A 21,351-nucleotide genomic window follows, 5' to 3' on the forward strand; every position below is an offset into this window, starting at 1 on the left:
GTCAGCAGGTCCGCAGGAGCCGGTCCAGGACGCGGGTGCCGAAACGCAGGGCGTCCGACGGCACGCGCTCGTCGACGCCGTGGAACATGCCGGCGAAGTCGAGGTCCGCGGGCAGGCGCAGCGGCGCGAAGCCGTAGCCCCGGATGCCCAGACGGGACAGCGACTTGTTGTCCGTGCCGCCCGACAGCGTGTACGGCAGCACGGTGGCGTCCGGGTCCTCGGCCAGCAGCGACTCGACCATGCGGTCCACGAGGTCTCCGCTGAACGGCACCTCGAGCGCCGTGTCGTGGTGCAGCCGCTCGATGCGCACGTGCTCACCCGCCAGCTCGGCGACCGTCCGCACGAACTCGTCCTCCAGACCGGGCAGGTAGCGACCGTCGACCGTCGCCTCCGCGGACCCGGGGATGACGTTGGCCTTGTAGCCCGCAGTCAGCTGGGTCGGGTTGGTGGTGTGGCGCAGCGTGGCGCCGACGAACTTGGCCGCCGGGCCGAGCGCGGCCACGAGCCGGTCGACACCCTCGGGGTCCTCCGGGTCGAACGGCAGACCGGTGAGCTGGGCGACGCCCTCGAGCAGCGCGTGGACCGTGGGGGTCAGCTGCAGCGGCCACGGGTGGCGGCCCAGCCGTGCGACCGCCTCGGCCAGGTGCGTCACCGCGTTGTCGGCGTTGACCTGGCTCCCGTGCCCCGCGCGGCCGTCGGCGATGAGCCGCATCCACGACAGGCCCTTCTCGGCGGTCTGCAGCAGGTACGCGCGGCGACCGTCCACGTCGACCGAGAACCCGCCGACCTCGCTGATCGCCTCGGTGGCGCCCTCGAACAGCTCCGGGCGGTGGTCGACCGCCCAGCGCGCCCCGAGGCTGCCGCCGGCCTCCTCGTCCGCGAACATCGCGACGACGACGTCCCGCGCCGGCTTGCGCCCCTCGCGGGCCATCTGCCGGACGACGGACAGGATCATCGCGTCCATGTCCTTCATGTCCACGGCACCGCGGCCCCAGACCAGGCCGTCGACCTCCTCGGCGCCGAACGGGTCCACGGACCAGTCCTCGGCCCGCGCCGGCACGACGTCCAGGTGACCGTGCAGCACGAGCGCGGGACGCGACGAGTACTCGCCCTCGAGCCGCACCACGACGCTGGCCCGGCCGGGGGCGCTCTCGAACAGCTCGGGATCCAGCCCCACCTCGGTGAGCAGGCCCATGACGTGCTCGGCCGCCGCCCGCTCCCCCGGCCCGGAGTCGTCCCCGTAGTTCGACGTGTCGATGCGGATGAGGTCGCGGCAGATCTGCACGACCTCGTCCTGGGCGGAGAGCTGAGCGGGCGCGCCGGAGGCCGGGTGGGTGACGGGCATGCCGTCCACCGTACCGGCCGTCCGGCGCGCCCCGGGCGTCAGGCGGTGGCCGCCCCGGTCAGGCCTCGGCGTGCCAGCAGCGGGTCGATCAGCGGGTCGCGTCCGCGCAGGTCACGGAACGCCTGCATCGGGTCGAGCGACCCTCCGCGCGACAGCAGCCGAGCCCGGAAGGTGTCGCCGTTGGCGCGGTCCAGCCCGCCGTTCTCCCGGAACCACTCGACGGTGTCGGCGTCGAGGACCTCGGACCAGATGTACGAGTAGTAGCCCGCCGAGTACCCGCTGGCGAAGATGTGGTTGAAGTACGTGGTCCGGTAGCGCGGCGGCACCGGGGCGTAGTCGACGCCGGCGCGCCGCAGTGCGGCCGCCTCGAACGCCTCGACCTCGTCGACGTCCGTCGGGACCTCGTCGGGCGACAGCCGGTACCAGGCCTGGTCGAGCAGCGCGGCCGCGAGGTACTCGGTGGTCGCGAACCCCTCGCCGTCCTGGCGGGCCGCCAGCAGCGTGTCCACCCACTCCGACGGCATGGGCTCGCCCGTCTCGTGGTGCCGGGCGAACGCGCGCAGGATCGACGGGTCCCAGGCCCACATCTCGTTGACCTGCGACGGGTACTCCACGAAGTCCCGCGGGACGGCGGTGCCGGACTGCGAGGGCCACCGCACCGCGGAGAGCAGGCCGTGGATCGCGTGGCCGAACTCATGGAACAGGGTGATGACGAGGTCCCACGTGAGCAGTGTGGGCTCGCCCTCGGGCGGCTTCGGGGCGTTGAGGTTGTTGACCACCACGGGACGCTCGTCGAGCAGCGTCGACTGGTCGACGAGGTTGTTCATCCACGCGCCGCCGCGCTTGGACTCGCGCGTCCAGAAGTCGCCGAGGAACAGGCCCAGCTCGCTCCCGTCCGCGTCGAACACCTCGAACACGCGCACGTCGGGGTGGTAGCCCACGAGGTCGTGGCGCTCCGCGAACGTGAGCCCGTAGAGCTCGTTCGCCGCGCGGAACACCCCGTCGGCCAGCACCCGCTCCAGCTCCAGGTAGGGGCGCAGGATCGCGTCGTCGAGCGAGCGGCGCTCCTTCTTGACCTGCTCGGCGTAGAACTGCCAGTCCCACGGCTCCAGCCGGGCACCGGGGTGGTCGTGCCCGAGCGCCTCGGCCAGGTCGGCACCCTCGGTGCGGGCGTTGGCGACGGCGACCGGGGCGAGCCGCTCGAGGATGTCCGAGACGGCCTGCGCGGTCTTGGCGGTCGCGTCCGCGGCGACGTACTCCGCGTGGTGCGCGTACCCGAGGAGCTGGGCGCGCTCGGCGCGCGTGCGGGCCAGGCTCAGCAACGTCGCGCGGGTGTCGTGCGGCCCGGACGCCCCGCGCCCGGCCGACGCGCGGAAGACCCGCTCGCGCAGGCCACGGTCACGCAGCGCGGCCAGCGGCGCCTGCTGCGTCGGCAGCGCGAGCTCGAGGAACCAGCCCTGCTCGTGGCCACGCGAGCGCGCCGCCAGTGCCGCGGCGTCGCGGGCGTCCTCGGGCAGGCCGTCCAGCTCGTGCTCGTCGGTGACCAGGACGCCGGCCGCGTTCGTGGCCGCCAGGAGGAGTCGACCGAACTCGGCCTCGAGGCTCATGATCTCGGCGTTCAGCGCGCGCAGACGATCCTGCGACGCATCGTCGAGCCCGACGCCCGAGCGCACGAACTTCGTGTGCGTGCGGTGCAGCAGCCACGCGGTGTCCGGCTCCAGCTCCAGCGCACCGGAGTCGACGTCGGCCTGCAGCGCGGCAACCCGGGTGAACAGTCGAGGATCGAGGTAGATCGCGTCGAGGTGGGCGGAGAACTGCGGTGCGAGCTCCTCCTCGATCGCATCCAGCCCGGGGCTGGAGTCGGCGCTCGACTGGTTGTAGAAGGCCTCGACCGCGCGGTGCAGCAGGCGGCCCGAGCGTTCGAGCGCCTCGAGCGTGTTCTCGACGGTCGGCGCGGCGGGGTCGGACGCGATCGCGTCGATCTCCGCGCGCTGCTGGGCCATGCCCGCGAGCAGGGCCGGGCGGTAGTGCTCCTCCCGGATCCGCGTGAAGTCAGGGAGACCGTAGGGAAGGGTGGACGGGGTGCCGAACGGGTTGTCGGCGGCGAGGTCGGTCAGCTGCATGGCGCTCATCATGGCCGACGGGTCCGACGTCCGCCGCCCCTCACCGCGTGCGGGCCAGGAACGCGTCCTCGGCGGCGTACGCGAAGAAGTCGCCCATCGCCTCCATCCGGACGAACCCGGGGAACGCCTCGCGCCAGTCGCGGGCCGCCGCGGCCTCGACCAGCCACCGCACGCAGGCGCCGACGGTGTCCTCGTAGCCGCCGGGGGCGACGTACCCGAGCTCGTCCGCCGCGCGCTGCATGTCGAGCACCATGGGCCGCGGCACCGCCCAGGGCGTCAGCCCGACGCCGTCCACCGGGTCCCCCGCGACGGTCACCAGGCGCGACGTGACCCCCATGGCCGCGTCGACCGCCGCGGCGATCTCGGCGACGGTGAGCGCCTGCGGGTCGGCGGCGTTGAGCACGCGGTGCCCCGGCTGCTGCGCCGCCAGGCGGACCAGCTCGCCCAGGACCGAGGTCGCGGTCGTGTGGAACCTGCTGAGCCCGTCGTAGGCGAGCACCCGCACGTCACGGCCGTCGAGCACGCGCTTCACGAAGGTCCACTCCCGCGGCTGGACGCAGCCGGGGCCGTGGATGGCACCCGGCCGCAGGACCGTTGTGGGCACGGAGGACGCCGACCACGCCTGCTCGAGCGCCACCTTGCCGGTCGCGTAGGTGTCGCGCCCAGGTCCGACGGTCGCCTGGTCCTCCGTGACCGGGACGGGGAAGCTCCCGAACTCCTCGGACTCGAACCCGTCGCCCGCGTCATCGACGTAGACGGCCGCGCTCGAGACGACCACCGCCGACCCGATCCGGTCGGCGCGCTCGATCAGCGGGGCGGCCTGCCGGTCGTCGTACGCCACGACGTCGACCAGGACGTCCACGCCGCCGGCGAGCGCCTCGTCGAGCACGTCGGGGTCCTGCCGGTCCCCCCGCACGAGCTGCGCGCCGCCGACGTCTGCCGCGTGCCGGACCAGGACGCGCACGTCCCAGCCGTCCTCGAGCAGGGCGGGCACCACGGCCCGGCCGATCTGCCCGCTGCCACCGATGACCAGCGCCGTCGCCATGGTCCGAGGCTAGGCCAGGGCGCCCGCCGCGGCCGTGTGGGTCGGGTAGCCGTGCGACCGGGCGACCGCGGCGTTGTAGAGCTGCCCGTCGTGCGTGGTCAGCCCGGCGCCCAGAGCAGGGTCGGCGGCCGTCGCGGCGGTCCAGCCGAGGTCGGCGAGCGCGTTGAGGTACGGGAGCGTCACGTTGGTCAGGGCACGGGTGGAGGTGACCGGGACGGCGCCGGGCATGTTGGCGACGCAGTAGAAGACGGAGCCGTGCACCAGGAACGTCGGGTCGTCGTGGGTGGTGGCCCGGGTGTCCTCGAAGCAGCCGCCCTGGTCGACGGCGACGTCGACGAGGACGGAGCCGGGGCGCATGCGGGAGACGAGCTCGTTGGTGACGAGGTGCGGTGCGCGTGCGCCGGGAACCAGGACGGCACCGATGACGAGGTCGGCGTCGAGGAGCTCGCGCTCGATGGCGTAGGCGCTCGACGCGATGGTGCGGACGCGTCCGCCGAAGGCCGAGTCCGTGTCCCGCAGCCGCGGCATCGACAGGTCGAGCACGGCGACGTCGGCGCGCATCCCGACGGCGATCTCGGCCGCGTGCCGGCCGACCACCCCGCCGCCGAGGACGACGACCTTCGCGGCGTCGACGCCGGGGACCCCGCCGAGCAGGACACCGGCGCCGCCCTCGTTCTTCATCAGGTGGTAGGCGCCGACCTGGGTGGAGAGCCGACCGGCGACCTCGCTCATGGGCGCCAGCAGCGGGAGCGAGCCGTCGGGGAGCTGCACCGTCTCGTAGGCGATGGACGTCGTCCCGGCCGCGAGCAGCGCGTCCGTGGCGGGGCGGTCGGCTGCGAGGTGCAGGTAGGTGAACAGGACCAGGTCGTCGCGCAGGTGGCCGTACTCGGACGCCACGGGTTCCTTGACCTTGCAGACGAGGTCGGCGCTCCCCCAGACCTCGGCGGCGTCGGCGAGGATCGTTCCCCCGGCCGCGGCGAACTGCTCGTCGGTGATGGCCGACCCCACCCCGGCACCGGCCTGGATCAGGACCTGGTGCCCGGACCCGACCAGCTGGTGCACCCCCGCGGGCGTGAGGGCGACGCGGTACTCGTGGTTCTTGACCTCACTGGGGATGCCGACCTTCATGGTGGTCTCCGTCCGGGGTGGTTGCGGCAGTTCTCAACATTCTGAACTTCCTGTGTTGCAAACGGATGACGACGATCGATCATTCGCTAGATTCGCCAGATGTCCGTCGCGGATTCACAGATGTCGCCGTCCACCGGTCCTCGCCGAACCGCGTTCGGCGCCGTCGAGCTCGATGACGTCGACCGGCGCCTGCTCAGCGAGCTCGAGCGGGACGGGCGGATCTCCAACAAGGAGCTCGCCGCGCTCGCGGGGATCGCGCCGTCGACGTGCCACGCCCGCGTGCGGGCCCTGCGCGAGTCCGGGGTGCTGCGCGGCTTCCACGCCCAGGTGGACCCGGAGGCGGTCGGTCGCGGGCTGCAGGCGATGATCGCGGTGCGGCTCCAGCCGTCCGCGCGGGCACGCCTGGCCGAGGTCGCCCACCGGCTGGCGCAGCGGCCCGAGGTGCGAGACGTGTACCTGCTCGCCGGGGTCGACGACGTGCTCGTGCACGTGGCGGTGCGCGACTCCCCGGAGCTGCGGGCGTTCGTGCTGGAGCACCTGAGCACCCGCCCGGAGGTCGCCCACACGCAGACCAGCCTGGTGTTCGAGCACGTGCACGCCCCGGGCACGGCCTCGATCTGATCAGCCGGCCACGCGAGCCCAGACGGCGGCCTGCCCGAGGATCGCTCGCGCGCCGGGCTCGTCGACGAGCTGGTCCCACACCCAGAGGGCGGACTCCGTGCAGCGCGCGAACGCCCAGGCGGCGACCCGGGCCGCGTCGAGGTCGAGGAGCCCCGCGAGCAGCGCCACCCGTTCGCGCAGCACGGCCGCGGGGGCGGGGTGCTCGAACGGGTCGTCGATCTGCTCGAGCAGCGGCCACAGGTCGTACGCGGGGTCGCCGCGCATCGGCTTGGGGTCGATGGCGAGCCAGCGGGACTCTCCCGCGGCCAGCAGGTTCCCGGGGTTGAGGTCGCCGTGCACCAGCGTGTCCGACCATCCCGGGAGCGTCCGCAGCAGCTCGGCGGCGCCCCTGACGTCGACCCCGTGCCGCGACCCGCGCTCCTCCAGCAGGTCGGCCCAGCCGGCGCAGACGTCGGCCATCGCCGGGACCTCGACCTGACCCCCGACGGACCACAACGACCGGGCCACGTCCGCGGCCGCGGTCAGTCGCTCGCGCGCGCTCCCCGGCGCACGGGACAGCGGCGTACCGGGCTCGACGCGCTCGAGCAGCAGCGCCCAGTCGTCGTCGTCCACGCCGAGCAGCTCCGGGACCCCGTGCCCGTGCCACGCACGCAGCGCCACGGCCTCGTGGCGCGCCTCGTCGTGCGGGAAGGAGACCTTCAGGACCAGCGGCCGACCGTCTGCACGGGTGGCCGGTGCGCACCACGAGGCCGCCCCGTCGGTGAACGGAGGCCCGAGGCGCAGCCCCCACCGTGCCCCCGCTCGGGCGACCAACGTCGGCAGCCGCTCGATCCACTCGGCACCGGCCGGCGTGCGGCCGACGCCGTCGCGCAGGATCGCGGGCACGACCATGCCGTGTCCTTGCTCGTTCATCCGTTCCAGTATCGCCGCCGCGTATGCGATCCTGCGGCGACCGACGTCGGACGAGGAGGTGACGGGGTGCACGCAGGAGACCCGCAGGGTCTGAACCCCTGGGTCGACGCGCGCGGTCACCACCCGCACCCCCTGCTGCTGCCGCACCCGCGCGCCACCCCCGTCGAAGAGGACGTGGTGTACTTCCACGGCCCGCCGGTGCGCGTCCGTCGTGGCCCCCGACCGGCCGTCCTCCTGGTCGCGGCCCTGCTGGTCGGGCTCGTGGCCGTCGGCGCTCGCTGGTGGACGTCGTCAGGGGTGTTCGGCCCGCCCGCCGGGCTGGAGGAGGCGGCGTTCCCGCTCGGGGCTCCGCCGATGAGCAGCGGCCTGACCGGCGGCTTCGCCTTCTCCGCCCTGCAGCCCGACGGCGACGGACCTGTGGCCTACAGCCCGTGCCGGCCCATCCACTACGTCGTCCGGCCGGACGGCGCGCCCCCCGGCGGTCCTGCGCTGATCCAGGCGGCGGTCACCCGGGTGTCCGTGGCGACCGGCCTCCAGTTCGTGGACGACGGCGCCACGCGCGAGGTGCCCAGCGCGGACCGCAAGGCCTACCAGCCGGACGTGTACGGGTCGCGCTGGGCCCCCGTGCTGATCGCCTGGTCCACAGCGGCGGAGTCCCCCGAGCTCGCGGGCGAGGTCGCCGGGATCGCCGGTTCCGCCTCCGTGACCCGGTCCGGCCGGTCGGTCTACGTCACCGGGTCCGTCACGCTCGACAGCGACGACATCGCCGTGCTCGACGCCCTGCCCGGCACCCGGGCGACCGCGCTCGGCGTCGTCACCCACGAGCTCGCCCACCTGGTCGGCCTCGACCACGTCGACGACCCGACGCAGCTCATGTACCCGAGCACGAGCGCGACGCGCTCCGGTCTGGGCGCCGGCGACCTCGCCGGGCTCGCGGCGCTCGGCTCGGGCGACTGCGCACCGGACGTCTGACCGAACCCTTCACACCCGGTCCGCACGACCTCACACGGAACTCCCAGGTGGGGTGCGTACCCTCGCCACGGACGCATCACCATCCGCCCGCTGAGGAGCCCTCATCCACCGTCGCCCGATCGTGCTCGTGCACGGCACCCGGACCTCGTCCGCGATCTGGCGTCGCCAGGTGGACGCGCTCGAGCGCTCGGGGCACCGCACGGTGGCCATCGACCTGCCCGGGCACGGGCGACGGTCGCACGAACGCTTCAGCCTCGACGGCGCCCTGGCGGCCATCGACGACGCCGTCGAGTCCTGCCCCGAGCCGCCGCTGCTGGTCGGGCTCTCCCTCGGCGGGTACACGAGCCTGGCGTATGCGCGACGCAACGAGCGCAAGATCGCGGGCGTGGTCCTGGCGGGCTGCTCGACGGAGATCAAGGGCAAGCCGCTCGCCGCCTACCGACGCGCCTCCGGGATGCTCGCGCGGGCGCTGCGCCTGGGCGGCCCGAACTGGCACGTGGTGACCGACATGCTCACGGCGCTCGCGGGCTACTCGCCGCTGGCGGACCTGCGTCGCACGGAGGTGCCGGTGTGGCTGGTGAACGGTCGCCGCGACCCGCTGCGGCTCGACGAGCGCCGGTATCTCGACGCCCGCCCGGGGACGCGACTGATGGTCGTCCCGAACGCCGGGCACGATGTGAACGCTCACGCGCCGGTCGCGTTCAACCGCATCCTGTTCGACGCCCTGCACGAGCTGCGCCACCGCGGCGGCCTCGCCCTGGCGTGAGACGCGCGCTCCGCGAGGCACAGTAGGGGCGTGGACCCCGCGCAGCTCGCCGACGCCTCCCGGCTGCGGACCCGCGCGACCGTGCTCCACGCCGACGCCGACTCCTTCTTCGCGGCCGTCGAACAACGGGACAAGCCGTCCCTGCGCGGCCGACCCGTGCTCGTCGGCGGGACCGGTCCGCGCGGTGTCGTCTCCACGGCGTCCTACGAGGCCCGCCGGGCCGGGGCACGCTCCGCGATGTCGATGAGCCGCGCACGCCGGCTCACTCCCGCGGCGGCCGTGCTCTTCCCCCGGTTCGAGGCGTACTCCGCGTACTCACGCCTCATCATGGCCACGCTCGGCACGCTGTCCGAGCTGGTCGAGCCGCTGAGCATCGACGAGGCGTTCGTCGACCTGGAGGCCGGCCCGTTCGCCGACGACCCCGCCGCCGCGGCCACCGACGTCCGTGCCCGGATCCGCGAGCTCACCGGGCTCGCCGTCTCCATCGGCGTCGGCCGGACCAAGCTCGTCGCCAAGCTGGCGTCCGACGCGGGCAAGCCGGACGGGCTGCTCGTGGTCGAGCCCGCCGACGAGGACGACTTCCTGCTGCCCCTGCCGGTCCGTGCGGTGCCCGGCATCGGTCCGGCGACGGCGGCGGCGCTGGAGCGGCTCGACGTCCGCACGGTCGCGGACCTGCGTCGCCAGCCGCTCGACATCCTGACGATGACCGTGGGCGAGTCGTCCGGCGTCAACCTGTTCCGGCTCGCCCGCGGGATCGACCCCCGGCCCGTGGCACCCAGCGGTGAGCGCAAGTCGGTGGGTGCGGAGCGCACGTTCGCCCAGGACATCTTCGGCACCGACCTGATCGCCGCCGCCGTCGACCGGGTCACCGACGAGGCGCTGCGCCGGCTGACCGCGCACGGGGGAGGCGCACGGACGGTCGTCGCCAAGGTGCGGTTCGCCGACTTCACCACGCTGACGCGGTCGGTGACCCTCCCGCAGCCGACCGCCGAGCCCGCCGAGCTGCGGGCCGCCGCGCACCAGGCCGCGCGGGCCGCGGGCATCAGCGACTCCGTCCGCCTGCTCGGCGTCTCGTTCCACAACCTGTCGGCGCACGCCCAGCTGACGCTGCCGTGGGGCACCGAGGAGTTCGACCCTGCGGTCGTCGACGAGCCGACGGACGGCCCGGTGGTGCTGGGGCTGCTGAGCGAGGAGAACGCGCGACCGGGCCTCGACATCGAGCACGACACCCTCGGCCGCGGCTGGGTGGTGCACGTCCGGGGCCGGCAGGCGACGGTCCGGTTCGAGGGCGTGGACACACCCCCGGCCCGCTCGCAGGTGCTCGACCTCGATGCCGACCCGCTCCGCCTCGTGCCGCCCCTTGCGCCCACCACGGACGCCTGACCGTCTCAAGGACCGAGCGCCCGGACGCGGCGTTCGACGGTCTCCCACGCCGCTGCCGACACACCGGGATGCCCGTCTCTGTCCACGACCGAGAGCGCGTCCGCGATCGCCTGCACGGTCTGCGCGACGACTCGCTGCGCACGACGCGGCGCCATGCCCCAGGACCGTCCCTCGTCCGCGAGGTCCTCGGCCGTGATCGACGCGATCGCGTCCTTGCCGGACACCTCCATTGCGAGCCGCCCGGAGGAGACGCTCGTGTGCTCGTGCATCGAGATGTCGTAGGCGGGCGCGAGGTTCAGGCGTGCGCCGTCGGGGTGGCGGACGAACGAGTGGTTCTTGGCGTGGGCGTCGGTGTTGCCGATGGCGACGGTGAAGGTCACCAGGCGCAGGAGCTCGTCCGTGCGCGCGCCGCCGTCGGTCAGGACGCGCGCGGCCGCGACGTACGACGGCAGGGAGCGCCCCCGCTGGAACTTGCGCTCGGGGTCGGACGTGTTGATTCCCAGCGCCTGGGCGAGGTCCTCCTGGTGGATGCGTTCGGTCGGCCCGTCGGACACGACGCGGTCGTACCGCGACACGACGATCGCGCGTACCTCGTCGAACTGCTCGATCCGGGCGTCGACGCTGGTCAGGCCGATGCGCCGGGCGAGGTCGAGGGACGCCGCCTCGGTGTCGATGAGGTCCCGCGTCGGGGACTGCGCCGACCGCGACAGCTTGATGATGTGCGTCGACGCGGCACCGGCGCGGACGCGTGCCCAGCCGCCGTCGTGCCAGGCGAGGGCAACCTTGGGTTCCATGCCCGCGAGCGAGGTCAGCGAGTCGAGGCGGGTGTCCGCCGTCCCGGACGACGCCGACTGGCGCAGCATCGCCGCGACCTGCGCCCGGTCGACCGGTTCGAGGTGGGCCGTGGTCGCGGGGTCGGGGGCTCCCTCGTCGACAAGGACCAGGGCGCCGGCGGTGTCCTTGCCGTAGACGCCGAGGATGCCGAGGGTGTCGTCCGGGTCGATCCCGTGGTCGACGGCCATCGCGGTGCGGGTGCGACCTTCGGGGAGCAGACCCTCGAGCCACGCCCCGACGCGTGCCGGGTGCGATCCTTCGGCGGTGGCGAGCGGGAGCAGGTGGGAGGCGACTCGTGACCCGGCACCCCAGCGTGCGACGGCGTCGTCGCTCCAGGCGAGGTCGAGCCGGCCGTCGCGGCTGGTGAGCGTGCCCGCCCGGGTGCCGTAGAGCCAGACGTCGAGCGCGGTGCTCATCGCTGCTCGGCCTTGAGCACGATGTCGAGCTCGCGCAGCACGGCGAAGAGCCGATCGGTGTACAGGCTCGGCTTGCCCTGCTCTATCTCGACGACGTAGCGGCGAGAGATGCCCAGCTCGTCGGCGAGCTCGGCCTGGGTGAGTCCGCGCTGGAGCCGTCGGTCGCGCAGGAAGGCGCCGAGATCGGCGGGTCGGGTGACCCAGGCCCAGGCGTGAGGAGTGGTCTCCATCGGTCCTCCATGTGCGGATATCGTGTCATCTGCTCGGTGACACACTATCGTTACATCGAGCCAATGTCACCATATCGTGACGCCGAGATCAGCGACTCCACGCGGTCCGCCAGCACGGGCCAGGCGCGCTGCGGCGGCACCCCGTGGCCGGTACCGAGGATGACGAGAAGCTCCGCTCCGGGAATCTCCCGCGCGAGCGCCTCGCCGTGCGCCAGCGGAAACAGCGGGTCGTCATCGCCGTGCACCACGAGCGTGGGTACCGCGATCTCCCCGAGCCGCCCCCGGACCGACGGGCCGGGGTCGACGAGGAACGGGTTGGTCGTGGCGGCCCGCAGGTCGTTCGACCGGTCCGCGGTGCGCTGCGCGATCACCCGTTGGAGCGCCTCGTCATAGCCCCCGCGCTGGAACGGTCGCTCGAGCTCGGTCAGGTAGGCGACGACGGCGTCGCGGTCGTCCCAGTCGGGCTCGTCCGTGCCGCCGTCGAAGAACGCGCGTAGCTCGTCGGCCATCCCCGGCAGCCCTGCGGAACCCGGCGTGCTGCTCACCAGCGTCAGGGTGGCCACCCGGGCCGGGTGGTCGAGCGCGAGCAGCTGCCCGACCAGTCCACCGCCCGACAGCCCCAGCACGTGCGCGCGGTCGACACCCTCGTCGTCCAGGAGCGCGAGCACGTCGCCCACCACGTCGCTCATCCCATAGCCCGGCTGCCCCACCGGCCACGTCGTCGAGCGGCCCTGGTCGCGCGCGTCGTACCGCAGCACCCGGTGGTGCTGCGCCAGCAGGTCGACCAGACCGTCCGGCCACGCGACCAACGAGCAGCCCGCGCCGTGCACGAGCACGAGCATCTCGCCGGCACCGGAGACGTCGACGCACAGCCGCACGCCGTCGGCCACGTCCACCATCCGCTCCGTCATCGGAGCGCCTCCCGGCTGCGGCGGTCGTTCTCCTTCTCGATCGCCTCGACCAGCTCGTCCTTGCGCATCCGCGAGCGCCCGGCGATGCCGAGCTCCGTCGCGACGTCGTAGAGGTGCGCCTTGCTCGCGTTGGCGTCGACGCCGCCGGCCGTCGGCGCGTCCGAGCCGTACCCCTCCTCCGCGTGCTGGTCCGACGGCCCGTACTCCGCCTTCGGGCGCCAGCTGTCGCCGACCTTCTCGTGGCTGTGCTTGAGGGCGGCGAAGGCGACGCGGTGCGCGCGCTCCTCGTCGCCGTCGTACTGCTCGATCGCCGCGTCGTAGGCGTGCGCGAACGTCCGCTGCGCCAGTTCGTCGGACCGCTGCAACGTGCTGGGCAGCTCGCTCTGCTTCGCGGCTCCGGATCGTGTGGTCTTGGGCACGACTCGATCGTCACCCGCGGCGCGCACCGTCGCCAGTGGGCCTTAGGTCACTGGTTGGGGGCCCGACCGCCTCAGATGATGGCAGGACCGAGAAGAGCAGATCAGGAGCGTGACGTGACAGACAACGACGTGCGAGGCCGCGCCGTCCCCATCGAGGGCGTCGACGGTGAGGTCCGCGTGTACCGCCGCCACCCGAACGGCGGCGGGCTGGTCGAGGTCACCGCGACGGTGGCCGACGGCGCAGCGGTGCACGAGTCCGCGTACGTCGAGTCCGGGTCGGTGCTCGGCGACGGCACCCACGTCGGCCCCGGCTGCTGGATCGAGTCCGGCGTGACGGTCGGCGCCGACGTCAGGTTCGGGCAGAACGTGCACCTCGGCTCCGGCTCACGGGTCGGCGACGGTGCCCGGATCGGCGCCAACGCCCGCCTCGGTGCTGGCGTGGTCGTCGCCGCCGGCGCCCGGGTCGCTCTCGACGCCCGGGTCGCCGACCGCCACGTCGTGCTCGGCGACCGGCGCCGGGCGCCGAGGTCGGACTTCGGGACTGCGGCCTAGGCTCAGCCTGCCTCGGCCTTGGCGGCCTCCGCGGCGGCCTTGATCTCGTCGGCCTCGACCTTGTCGATCGCCTTCTCGACGATCGCGTCCGCCTTCTCCAGCGCCTTGCGGATCTCGACCGCACCCGGGTCGGAGACCAGCGCCAGGAGCCCGGAGTGCCCGGGGACGATCGCGTTCGCCAGCTCCTCGGCGAGGTCCTTGCGGTGCTTCAGCTCACGCGCCTTGCCCGTTGCGGCACCTACGGCACCCAGGACCGCGGCGCTGCCGATGATCGACGGCGGGAAGATCAGGCCCAGCGCGACGCCGCCGACCACACCCCACTTCAGACCGTGCCGGGTGCTGTGGTCGGTCGCCTTCTGGATCTCGAGCGTGCCGTCCTCGGCACGCGCGACGACGATGACGCCGTCGATCTCGAGCGTCCTGCCGTCCTCGATCGACTTGAGCGCCTCGTACGCGGCCAAGGCCGTGTCCGTGTCCGCGAAGTCGGCCACGAAGAGGGTGTAGGCGCCGTCCGAGAGGGCGGCGACGACGTCGGTGGGCTGGTCGTCCGACATAGAGAGCTCCTTCGTCTGCAGAGACTTGTCCGATCTGGTGCGATACCGACCGTAGACCCGTCGGAGACCTGAGCGCAGGTGCACGGGTCCCGCGTCGGGAACCCGGTCTACGCTCGTCGGGCATGAGCTTCCTCTACGAGGAGCGAGCCTCATCGTCGGTGTTCGTCGACGTCGTCTGGCACACCCACGACACCAGCGACGGGACCTACCTCGCGTCGGCCGACGCGCGCTGGGACATGATCTTCACGATCGCCGGTGACGGTCACCGCGTGCTGCTCAGCGGCCCGTCGACGCTGCCCACGCCGGTGCCGTACACCGCCGGCAACCGGAACGTGGGCATCCGCTTCGCGCCGGGCGCCTACTTCACGCACGTCCCCGTCGGCGCGATGCGGGACCACACCGAGAGGCTCGCGATGCCCTCCCCCGGACTGTTCCTGCTGGGTGGGTCGGCGTGGCCGTTCCCCGGGACGGACGACGAGCTGGTCGACGCCCTCGTCGAGTCCTTCGCCCACGACGGCCTGCTCGCGCACGACGACGTCGTGGAGGCAGCGCTCGACGGCGACCCGGTCCCGCTGTCGCCCCGCTCGGTCGAGCGGCACTTCACGCACGCCACCGGGATGAGCCCGCGCGAGGTCCGTCGGATCGCGCGGGCACGTGAGGCCGTGGCACGCCTGCAGAGCGGCGAGGCCATCGCCGACGTCGCCCACCACCTCGGCTACGCGGACCAGTCCCACCTGACACGTGAGCTCAAGCGGCTCACCGGGTACACGCCTGGTCAGTCGCAGGGTCGCGGCGAACCCGTCTGAGTGTCGCCAGGGTTCAAGACACCTCGCCGGGCGCTCCGGTTGGCTCGGACGGCACGCACCACGCCGACGGAGAGGACCGAGCTGCCATGGACATCCGACCGTACGAGATCGCGATCCCGACCGAGGAGCTCGACGACCTGACCGACCGGCTCGCCCGCACCCGCTGGCCGGCCGACCTCACGCCCGGCTGGGAGCGCGGCACCCCCGTGTCCTACGCACGACGACTCGCGGAGCACTGGCGCACGGGCTTCGACTGGCGCGCCCAGGAGCAGCGGCTCAACCGCCTGCCGCAGTTCCTCGCCGACGTCGACGGCCAGCCGGTCCACGGGCTGCACGTGCGCTCCGCCCACGAGCACGCGACGCCGCTGCTGCTGTGCCACGGGTACCCCGCGTCGTTCGTCGAGTTCGCCGAGCTCGCGCCCGCCCTGGCCGACCCGGTGGACGGTCCGGCGTTCCACGTCGTCGTGCCGTCGATCCCCGGCTTCGGCTTCTCGACCCCGCTGACGGGCCACGGCTGGGACCTCGTCCGGACCGCCGACGCGTTCGACCGGATCATGCGCGCCCTCGGCTACGAGCGGTACGCGGTGGTGGGTGGCGACGTCGGTGCCGGCATCAGCGAGCAGCTGTGCCTCGATGCCGGCGACCGGGTGATCGCCTCGCTGGTCACCACCGACCCGGGCGCCATCGCGACCGCGTACACCCCGCCCACCGACCACCTGACCGAGGAGGAGAAGGCACGGCACGAGAGCCTCAAGGCAGCCCGCGCGGAGGACTTCGGGTACCTGCAGGTGCAGACCACCCGGCCCCTGAGCGTCGCGTACGGGCTGACCGACTCCCCCGTCATGCAGCTGACGTGGATCGTCGAGAAGCTCCGCGAGTGGACCGACCCCGAGCGCGAGCTGCCCGAGGACGCGGTCGACCTCGACCACCTCCTCACGCTGGTGAGCGTCGCGTGGTTCGGGCGGGGCGGCGACGGCGGCGCGAACCTGCTGTACGAGGCCGCGCACGCGTCGATGGCGTGGGGGCGCACCCACGACAGACCGCAGGGCATGGTCGCGTTCGGCGAGGAGCCGCTGATGCGACGCATCCTCGACCGCGACGGGCACCTGGCGTTCTGGGCCGAGCACCCCCGCGGTGGGCACTTCCCGGCGATGGAGCGTCCCGACGAGCTCGCCGGGGACATCCGCAGGTTCCTCGCGGCGGTGCCCGTCGGCTGAGCCGAGGTGAGGTGAGGATGGCCGGATGTGGGTGGTATGAGGTCTGATCGTGTCGTGCGGCCGCGCAGCACCGTGCGCGGCCACGACCCTGGAGGACCCCGATGGCGACGATCGTCTCCACCCTGTTCATCTCGCTCGACGGCGTGGCCGAGATCGACCCGGCGTGGCACTTCCCGTACTTCGACGCGAACATGGGCGCCGCGGTCGGCGCGGACTACGAGGACGTCGACGTCCTCCTGCTCGGGCGCGTGACCTACGACAGCTTCGCCGGCGCGTGGCCCGACCGCGAGACCGCCGGCGGGGAGGACGCCACGTTCGCGGCGCAGCTCGGTGACATGCGCAAGGTCGTCGCCACGCGCGGCAGCCAGGACCTCGGCTGGCGGAACGCCGAGGCCGTCCAGGGCGACCTCGTCGAGGCCGTCACGGCGCTCAAGGCCGACCCGACGATCGGCAAGATCCTCATCGCGGGGTCCCTCTCGGTCGTCCGGGAGCTGCTCGCCGCCCAGCTGGTCGACCAGCTGAGCCTGCTCGTCCACCCCGTGGCAGCACGCCACGGCGAGCGGCTGTTCGACGACGGTGAGCCCATCTACCCCCTGCGGCTGCTGCGCTCCGAGGTCTTCCCGACCGGCGTCGTGCACCTCGTCTACGCGCCCAGCGAGCTGCCCGGCAGCCAGACCTACGAGGACGTCACCGACAAGGTGCCGGGCGCCGACGGCTAGACCGCTTCGGGGTCGGATCCCTGCGCTGCCCGTCCGCCGTCGACCGGGAGGACCACGCCGTTCACGAAGCTCGCGTCGTCGGACAACAGGTAGGCGACCGCGGCCGCGACCTCCTGCGCCGTGCCGACCCGGCCGAGCGGGTGCAAAGCCGCCATCTGCGCGTCGACCTGCGGGTGCTGCTCGCGATAGGCCTCGTACCGCGGCGTGCTGATCGACCCGAGGGCCACGGCGTTGGTGCGGATCCGGGCCGGGCCGTGGTCGACGGCGACGGCTCGGGTCAGGCCCTCGATGGCCGCCTTCGCCGTCGCGTAGGGCAGTGCGCCGCGGACCGGCCGTCGCGCCTGGTGGGAGGACACGTTCACGATCGCACCCGCACGGGAACGAGCCAGGAAGTGGTTCACGGCCGTGTGGCAGCCCGTGACCGCGAGCGCGACGTTGGCCGTGATCATCGCGAGGATGTCGTCGCTCGTCGCGGCATCGAGCGCGGCGTCCTGGAAGATCGCCGCGTTGTTGACCCACCCCACCAGCGGGCCCGCGGACTCCGCGCGAGCGGCGGCTCGTCGGGCCGTCTGCGCATCGCGCGCGTCTCCGGAGACCAGGGAGATCTGCGGGTCGTGCCAGTCGAGCGCGTCGACGACGTCCAGGACGACGACATGCCCGCGCTGCGCCAGCCGGGTCGCGATCTCCCGGCCGACGCCACGGCTGCCGCCGGTCACCACGTAGGAGCGTTCGGTCACTGTGCGGTCATCCTCGGTCGTCGCACGCGGACAGGACGACTCATGCTCTCGCGCTGCGCGCTCGCCGGCACACCCGGACGCCGTCCCGTCAGCGCCGCAGCGGCTCGGCGAACATGCCGTTCACGGTGCCGACGTCGAGAGCGCCCTCCAACGCGCCGAGCGTTCCGTCGCGGAGGAGCTCGGCGGTCGCACGGAAGGCGACCGAGTACGCCGCCTGCGCGATCGAGGTGCCCACCGTGACGCGACGGACGCCGACCGCTGCGAGGTCCGCGACCGACGGCGCCCCCGGGCCGGCCATGACGTTGATGGGCAGAGGCGACGCCGTGCAGAGCTCGGCCAGGACGTCGAGGTCCAGGAGGCCCGGGACGAACAGGCCGTCGGCGCCCGCCGCCGCGTACGCCGTCGCACGCGTGAGCACGTCGGTGAGCCGTCCGTCCGGCGCCCCGATGCCGAAGAGGTAGACGTCGGTGCGGGCGTTGAGGACCAGCTCCGACAGTCCCGCCGTGCGCGCGGCGTCCCGGGCGGAGCGCAGCCGCGCCGCCTGCTCGTCGGCGGTGTACAACGTGCCGTCGGTCGAGCGCGAGTCCTCGAGGTTCACGCCGGCGGCACCCGCGCGGACGGCCTCGAGCACGGCGCCCGCCACCTCGTCGGGCGACGAGCCGTAGCCGCCCTCGAGGTCGACCGTCACCGGCACCGGCACCGCTGCGGTGATCCGGGCCGCGGCCGCCAGCATCTCGTCCCGACCTGCGCGCTCGCCGTCGGCACGGCCGAGCGACCACGCGACACCGCCGCTGGTCGTGGCCAGCGCTGCCGCTCCCGCGGCGACGGCGAGCGTCGCGCTCGCGGCGTCCCACACGTTCGGCAGGACGAGGATCGGCGCACCCGACAGCTCGCGCAGCCGGCGGGCCGCCTGTCGGGTCTGCTCCGACGCGGTGACGGTGGTGTGGTCGGTGACGCTCATGGGTGGTGTGTCCTTCGGCTCGAGGGTGGCGACGACTCTGCCCGCCCGTGCGACGGCACTCCACGGATTCGGCGGAGACCGAATGTCGGACGTGCCGCCTAGGCTCGCGGCGGACCGTGCCGGCCGGCTCGGTCGCCGACGGAGGGACGGTCATGCGCGCTGAGGTCGCCTTCGCCGCAGACGACCTGGCACGGGCGCGCTTCGCCGTCTCGCCCCTGTGGCAGACGGTCTGTGCCTTCCGGCTGCTCGCCCGCGCGGGCGGCCCGGCTCCGTACCGTCGGTGGCTCGACGACGTGCGCCCCGCCGTCCGGAGCGCCGGTCTCGACCGCGGCTGGCTCGCCGAGCTCGTCCCTGCGCACGGCTACCTCGCCGACCTGCTCACGCCCTACCCCTGTGGTGACCTCGACGACGAGCTCGCGGCGATCCGCGCGACCGATCCCGCGCGCGTCCGGCTCGAGGTGGACATGCTGGCGGCCGAGCGCGCACCCCTGGACCCCGCCCGGATCGCTGCCCTACGACGCGATCCCGTCGCGACGCTGCCTCTCGTCACCGCCGAGATCGCCGCGTTCTGGGACCTGGCCATCGCCCCGCACTGGCCGAGGATCCGCGTCGTCCTCGACGCCGACGTGCTGCACCGCGCCCGCCAGGTCGCCGAGCACGGGACCGGGCACGTGCTGGGCGACCTGCACCAGACCGTGACCTGGGACGACGGCGCGCTGCACCTCGTGGAACGGCACTGCGAGATCACCCGCGACGGCACCGGCGAGGGCCTCCTGCTCCTTCCCAACGCGTTCGCCTGGGACGCGGTCCTGACCCGCGCGGTTCCGCCCGAGCCGCCGCAGCTGTCCTACCCGGCGCGCGGCACGGGCACGATCTTCGACGTCGCGGACGTGGCGAGGACCGACGCGCTGGCTGGGGTGCTCGGGCGCACGCGCGCCCAGGTCCTGCTGTCGCTGGACGTCCCGGCATCGACCACCGGCCTTGCCGACCGGCTCGGCCTGTCCCGTGCGGGGATCTCCGAGCACCTCACCGCGATGCGTGACGCGGGTCTCGTCCGCCCGCACCGGGCGGGGCGCCAGGTGCTGTACGTCCGGACCCCTGCGGCCGACGCGCTCGTGGGAGCCCCGGTCTGACGTCCCCCGCCTCGGGAGGTGCTGCGGGTGGCCGCCGGCGGCAGGGGACGAAGAAGGCCCCGACCGGCGTTTCCGCTGGCCAGGGCCTTGTTCGTCGCTGTCTCAACGAGTGTCCGGAGGGGGACTTGAACCCCCACGCCCTTTCGGGCACTAGCACCTCAAGCTAGCGCGTCTGCCATTCCGCCACCCGGACAGGTGGACCGCAGGGCACCCGGAGGCGCCCTCAGGTGCGGCAGAAAAGATAGCACGGCGCGGCGGGCGGGCACGCATCGGCCGCCGGGGGCAGACTGGCCGCAGGCGCCGGGACCAGGTCGCCTCCGTCATGATGCAGGGAGCCCGATGACCGACGCGAGCAGCTCGACGGGCCGGTCTCCAGCCAGCCAGACGGCCCGCAGGGTCGCGGGCGGGCGGCGCAACCCGAGCGTCTACGGCAACGAGCACACCGCACCCCGCTGGTTGCGCGGTGCGGCGGGAGTGTCGTGGCGGCTGCTTGTCGTCATCGCGATGGTGGGCCTGATCTTCTACGCCACGTCGCGCGTGCAGCTGCTGTTCGTGGCGGTGTTCCTCGCGTTCGTGTTCACCGCGGTCCTGCGACCCGCCGTCGAGTACCTGGCGCGCTGGGTGCCACGAGGGCTGGCCACCGCGTTCGCCCTCCTCGGGGGCATCGTCTTCTTCCTCGGCCTGCTGACGTACGTCGGCTACTCGATCGCCAACCAGTGGGCGGACCTCACCGAGCAGTTCAGCGACGGCATCGGCCAGATCACCGACTTCCTGACGGACGGGTCGCTGCCGTTCAGCATCACCAACGAGCAGATCGCCGAGTGGATCAGCAACGGTCAGAAGTGGGTGCAGGAGCACGCCGGTGACCTGGCCGGTCAGGCCGCCGCGGGTGCGGGCTCCGTGGTCGAGGTGTTCACGGCGCTGGCCCTCGCCATCTTCTGCACGGTGTTCTTCCTGGCTCGCGGGCGCGAGATGTGGACCTGGTTCCTCAACCAGCTGCCGTCCCGCGTGCGCGAGAGCTGGAAGGTCGCCGGCGGGGCCGGGTGGTACACGTTCTCCGGGTACACGCGCGGCACGGTGATCATCGCGGTCACCGACGGCATCCTGGCCTTCATCCTGCTGAGCGTCCTGCGGGTGCCGCTGTCCGCCCCGCTCGCGGTGCTGGTGTTCATCGGTGCGTTCATCCCGCTGATCGGTGCTCCGCTGGCGATGGTGATCGCGATGATCGTGGCGCTCGCCGCGAACGGCCTGCTGTCCGCGGCGATCGTGGGTATCGGCATCGCGCTGATCGGTCAGTTCGAGGGGCACATCCTGCAGCCGATCGTGATGGGCAAGCAGGTGTCCATCCATCCGGTCGTCATCGCGTTGGCCGTCACAGCCGGAACGCTGACGGCGGGCATCCTCGGCGCCGTGATCTCCGTGCCGCTGGTGGCGGTGTGCTGGGCGGTCTTCTCCCGGCTGCGCACGATGGACCCGCCGATGGAGGAAGAGGAGTCGGACGACGACGTCGAACCGATCGAGAACGTCCAGGAGATCGACGACGACGAGGTCGTCAAGCAGCCCTGAG

Annotated in this window: 22 protein-coding genes and 1 tRNA gene; 10 read left to right on the forward strand and 13 right to left on the reverse strand. The window is 73.2% G+C overall.

Annotated features, from left to right (window positions below):
- Position 1: 1 nt before the first annotated feature.
- Genes J2X26_RS15885 through ald form a run of 4 tightly spaced genes read right to left on the reverse strand, consistent with a single transcriptional unit; the run spans position 2 to position 5,641 of the window.
- Positions 2–1,345, reverse strand: a complete 1,344-nt coding sequence (locus J2X26_RS15885) for a M20/M25/M40 family metallo-hydrolase (protein ID WP_307493673.1) — start codon at positions 1,343–1,345, stop codon at positions 2–4.
- Between the two features lie 38 nt (positions 1,346–1,383).
- On the reverse strand, positions 1,384–3,468 hold the full coding sequence (locus tag J2X26_RS15890) for a M3 family metallopeptidase (RefSeq protein ID WP_307493674.1): 2,085 nt from the start codon (positions 3,466–3,468) through the stop codon (positions 1,384–1,386).
- Between the two features lie 40 nt (positions 3,469–3,508).
- On the reverse strand, positions 3,509–4,513 hold the full coding sequence (locus tag J2X26_RS15895) for an NAD-dependent epimerase/dehydratase family protein (protein WP_307493675.1): 1,005 nt from the start codon (positions 4,511–4,513) through the stop codon (positions 3,509–3,511).
- Between the two features lie 9 nt (positions 4,514–4,522).
- Positions 4,523–5,641, reverse strand: a complete 1,119-nt coding sequence (ald, locus tag J2X26_RS15900; protein WP_307493676.1) for an alanine dehydrogenase — start codon at positions 5,639–5,641, stop codon at positions 4,523–4,525.
- A gap of 120 nt (positions 5,642–5,761) precedes the next feature.
- Here ald and J2X26_RS15905 point away from each other — a divergent pair, with 120 nt between their 5' ends.
- Positions 5,762–6,262: an Lrp/AsnC family transcriptional regulator gene (locus J2X26_RS15905; protein ID WP_307493677.1), complete on the forward strand. Its 501-nt coding sequence runs from the start codon at positions 5,762–5,764 to the stop codon at positions 6,260–6,262.
- On the opposite strand, the gene J2X26_RS15910 is transcribed toward J2X26_RS15905, so the two are convergent.
- Positions 6,263–7,174, reverse strand: coding sequence for an aminoglycoside phosphotransferase family protein (locus tag J2X26_RS15910; protein ID WP_307493678.1), 912 nt, complete (start codon positions 7,172–7,174; stop codon positions 6,263–6,265).
- Between the two features lie 66 nt (positions 7,175–7,240).
- Between J2X26_RS15910 and J2X26_RS15915 the strand changes: the two genes are divergently transcribed.
- The 3 genes from J2X26_RS15915 (at position 7,241) to J2X26_RS15925 (ending at position 10,295) form a co-directional block, all read left to right on the forward strand.
- Positions 7,241–8,146: a matrixin family metalloprotease gene (locus J2X26_RS15915; RefSeq protein ID WP_307493679.1), complete on the forward strand. Its 906-nt coding sequence runs from the start codon at positions 7,241–7,243 to the stop codon at positions 8,144–8,146.
- A gap of 121 nt (positions 8,147–8,267) precedes the next feature.
- Positions 8,268–8,912 (forward strand): alpha/beta fold hydrolase, encoded by a 645-nt coding sequence (locus J2X26_RS15920; RefSeq protein ID WP_307493680.1) that lies wholly within the window; start codon positions 8,268–8,270, stop codon positions 8,910–8,912.
- Between the two features lie 30 nt (positions 8,913–8,942).
- Positions 8,943–10,295 carry a DNA polymerase IV gene (locus J2X26_RS15925; protein ID WP_307493681.1) on the forward strand — a complete coding sequence of 451 codons (1,353 nt, stop codon included), beginning with the start codon at positions 8,943–8,945 and terminating at the stop codon, positions 10,293–10,295.
- Between the two features lie 5 nt (positions 10,296–10,300).
- Here J2X26_RS15925 and J2X26_RS15930 read toward each other — a convergent pair whose 3' ends face one another.
- From J2X26_RS15930 to J2X26_RS15945, 4 genes are read right to left on the reverse strand one after another with little or no spacing between them, the layout of a single operon-like run.
- Complete coding sequence (locus J2X26_RS15930) at positions 10,301–11,545, reverse strand: type II toxin-antitoxin system HipA family toxin (protein WP_307493682.1); 1,245 nt, start codon at positions 11,543–11,545, stop codon at positions 10,301–10,303.
- A complete protein-coding gene (locus J2X26_RS15935) occupies positions 11,542–11,775 on the reverse strand; it encodes a helix-turn-helix domain-containing protein (RefSeq protein ID WP_307493683.1) in 234 nt (77 codons plus the stop codon). The genes J2X26_RS15930 and J2X26_RS15935 overlap by 4 nt, the downstream gene beginning before the upstream one ends.
- A gap of 50 nt (positions 11,776–11,825) precedes the next feature.
- Positions 11,826–12,686 carry an alpha/beta fold hydrolase gene (locus J2X26_RS15940; RefSeq protein ID WP_307493684.1) on the reverse strand — a complete coding sequence of 287 codons (861 nt, stop codon included), beginning with the start codon at positions 12,684–12,686 and terminating at the stop codon, positions 11,826–11,828.
- Positions 12,683–13,105 (reverse strand): ChaB family protein, encoded by a 423-nt coding sequence (locus J2X26_RS15945; protein WP_307493685.1) that lies wholly within the window; start codon positions 13,103–13,105, stop codon positions 12,683–12,685. The genes J2X26_RS15940 and J2X26_RS15945 overlap by 4 nt, the downstream gene beginning before the upstream one ends.
- 114 nt (positions 13,106–13,219) lie before the next feature.
- Between J2X26_RS15945 and J2X26_RS15950 the strand changes: the two genes are divergently transcribed.
- Entirely contained in the window at positions 13,220–13,657 is a 438-nt protein-coding gene (locus J2X26_RS15950) for a DapH/DapD/GlmU-related protein (RefSeq protein WP_307493686.1), read from the forward strand.
- A 2-nt stretch (positions 13,658–13,659) separates the two neighbouring features.
- Here the strand turns inward: J2X26_RS15950 and J2X26_RS15955 are convergent, their stop codons facing one another.
- Positions 13,660–14,211 (reverse strand): DUF1269 domain-containing protein, encoded by a 552-nt coding sequence (locus J2X26_RS15955; RefSeq protein ID WP_307493687.1) that lies wholly within the window; start codon positions 14,209–14,211, stop codon positions 13,660–13,662.
- A 122-nt stretch (positions 14,212–14,333) separates the two neighbouring features.
- Between J2X26_RS15955 and J2X26_RS15960 the strand changes: the two genes are divergently transcribed.
- The 3 genes from J2X26_RS15960 (at position 14,334) to J2X26_RS15970 (ending at position 16,953) form a co-directional block, all read left to right on the forward strand.
- Entirely contained in the window at positions 14,334–15,017 is a 684-nt protein-coding gene (locus J2X26_RS15960; protein ID WP_307493688.1) for a helix-turn-helix transcriptional regulator, read from the forward strand.
- Between the two features lie 86 nt (positions 15,018–15,103).
- On the forward strand, positions 15,104–16,234 hold the full coding sequence (locus J2X26_RS15965) for an epoxide hydrolase family protein (protein ID WP_307493689.1): 1,131 nt from the start codon (positions 15,104–15,106) through the stop codon (positions 16,232–16,234).
- A gap of 101 nt (positions 16,235–16,335) precedes the next feature.
- The gene (locus J2X26_RS15970; protein ID WP_307493690.1) at positions 16,336–16,953 is read left to right on the forward strand and encodes a dihydrofolate reductase family protein; all 618 of its coding nucleotides are present in this window, start codon (positions 16,336–16,338) and stop codon (positions 16,951–16,953) included.
- Here the strand turns inward: J2X26_RS15970 and J2X26_RS15975 are convergent.
- Both J2X26_RS15975 and J2X26_RS15980 read right to left on the reverse strand, forming a co-directional pair.
- A complete protein-coding gene (locus tag J2X26_RS15975) occupies positions 16,950–17,690 on the reverse strand; it encodes an SDR family NAD(P)-dependent oxidoreductase (protein WP_307493691.1) in 741 nt (246 codons plus the stop codon). The two genes, J2X26_RS15970 and J2X26_RS15975, sit on opposite strands and share 4 nt — an antisense overlap.
- 88 nt (positions 17,691–17,778) lie before the next feature.
- Complete coding sequence (locus J2X26_RS15980) at positions 17,779–18,651, reverse strand: isocitrate lyase/PEP mutase family protein (RefSeq protein ID WP_307493692.1); 873 nt, start codon at positions 18,649–18,651, stop codon at positions 17,779–17,781.
- 152 nt (positions 18,652–18,803) lie between these two features.
- Here J2X26_RS15980 and J2X26_RS15985 point away from each other — a divergent pair, with 152 nt between their 5' ends.
- Entirely contained in the window at positions 18,804–19,784 is a 981-nt protein-coding gene (locus tag J2X26_RS15985) for an ArsR/SmtB family transcription factor (protein ID WP_307493693.1), read from the forward strand.
- A gap of 110 nt (positions 19,785–19,894) precedes the next feature.
- Here J2X26_RS15985 and J2X26_RS15990 read toward each other — a convergent pair.
- A tRNA-Leu gene (locus J2X26_RS15990) sits at positions 19,895–19,977 on the reverse strand.
- A gap of 146 nt (positions 19,978–20,123) precedes the next feature.
- On the opposite strand from J2X26_RS15990, the gene J2X26_RS15995 reads away from it, so the two are divergent.
- Positions 20,124–21,350, forward strand: a complete 1,227-nt coding sequence (locus tag J2X26_RS15995; protein WP_307493694.1) for an AI-2E family transporter — start codon at positions 20,124–20,126, stop codon at positions 21,348–21,350.
- The last annotated feature ends 1 nt before the right edge of the window (position 21,351 follow it).

The sequence above is a fragment of the Cellulomonas humilata genome (assembly GCF_030814415.1).
GTDB lineage: Bacteria > Actinomycetota > Actinomycetes > Actinomycetales > Cellulomonadaceae > Cellulomonas > Cellulomonas humilata_A.

What these genes read in the sequence shown, in the direction of transcription:
- J2X26_RS15885 (WP_307493673.1), bottom strand. Translation starts at nt 1,345, where the DNA reads ATGCCCGTCACCCACCCGGCCTCCGGCGCGCCCGCTCAGCTCTCCGCC.
- J2X26_RS15890 (WP_307493674.1), bottom strand. Translation starts at nt 3,468, where the DNA reads ATGCAGCTGACCGACCTCGCCGCCGACAACCCGTTCGGCACCCCGTCC.
- J2X26_RS15895 (WP_307493675.1), bottom strand. Translation starts at nt 4,513, where the DNA reads ATGGCGACGGCGCTGGTCATCGGTGGCAGCGGGCAGATCGGCCGGGCC.
- ald (WP_307493676.1), bottom strand. Translation starts at nt 5,641, where the DNA reads ATGAAGGTCGGCATCCCCAGTGAGGTCAAGAACCACGAGTACCGCGTC.
- J2X26_RS15905 (WP_307493677.1), top strand. Translation starts at nt 5,762, where the DNA reads ATGTCGCCGTCCACCGGTCCTCGCCGAACCGCGTTCGGCGCCGTCGAG.
- J2X26_RS15910 (WP_307493678.1), bottom strand. Translation starts at nt 7,174, where the DNA reads ATGAACGAGCAAGGACACGGCATGGTCGTGCCCGCGATCCTGCGCGAC.
- J2X26_RS15930 (WP_307493682.1), bottom strand. Translation starts at nt 11,545, where the DNA reads ATGAGCACCGCGCTCGACGTCTGGCTCTACGGCACCCGGGCGGGCACG.
- J2X26_RS15935 (WP_307493683.1), bottom strand. Translation starts at nt 11,775, where the DNA reads ATGGAGACCACTCCTCACGCCTGGGCCTGGGTCACCCGACCCGCCGAT.
- J2X26_RS15940 (WP_307493684.1), bottom strand. Translation starts at nt 12,686, where the DNA reads ATGACGGAGCGGATGGTGGACGTGGCCGACGGCGTGCGGCTGTGCGTC.
- J2X26_RS15955 (WP_307493687.1), bottom strand. Translation starts at nt 14,211, where the DNA reads ATGTCGGACGACCAGCCCACCGACGTCGTCGCCGCCCTCTCGGACGGC.
- J2X26_RS15960 (WP_307493688.1), top strand. Translation starts at nt 14,334, where the DNA reads ATGAGCTTCCTCTACGAGGAGCGAGCCTCATCGTCGGTGTTCGTCGAC.
- J2X26_RS15965 (WP_307493689.1), top strand. Translation starts at nt 15,104, where the DNA reads ATGGACATCCGACCGTACGAGATCGCGATCCCGACCGAGGAGCTCGAC.
- J2X26_RS15970 (WP_307493690.1), top strand. Translation starts at nt 16,336, where the DNA reads ATGGCGACGATCGTCTCCACCCTGTTCATCTCGCTCGACGGCGTGGCC.
- J2X26_RS15980 (WP_307493692.1), bottom strand. Translation starts at nt 18,651, where the DNA reads ATGAGCGTCACCGACCACACCACCGTCACCGCGTCGGAGCAGACCCGA.
- J2X26_RS15985 (WP_307493693.1), top strand. Translation starts at nt 18,804, where the DNA reads ATGCGCGCTGAGGTCGCCTTCGCCGCAGACGACCTGGCACGGGCGCGC.
- J2X26_RS15995 (WP_307493694.1), top strand. Translation starts at nt 20,124, where the DNA reads ATGACCGACGCGAGCAGCTCGACGGGCCGGTCTCCAGCCAGCCAGACG.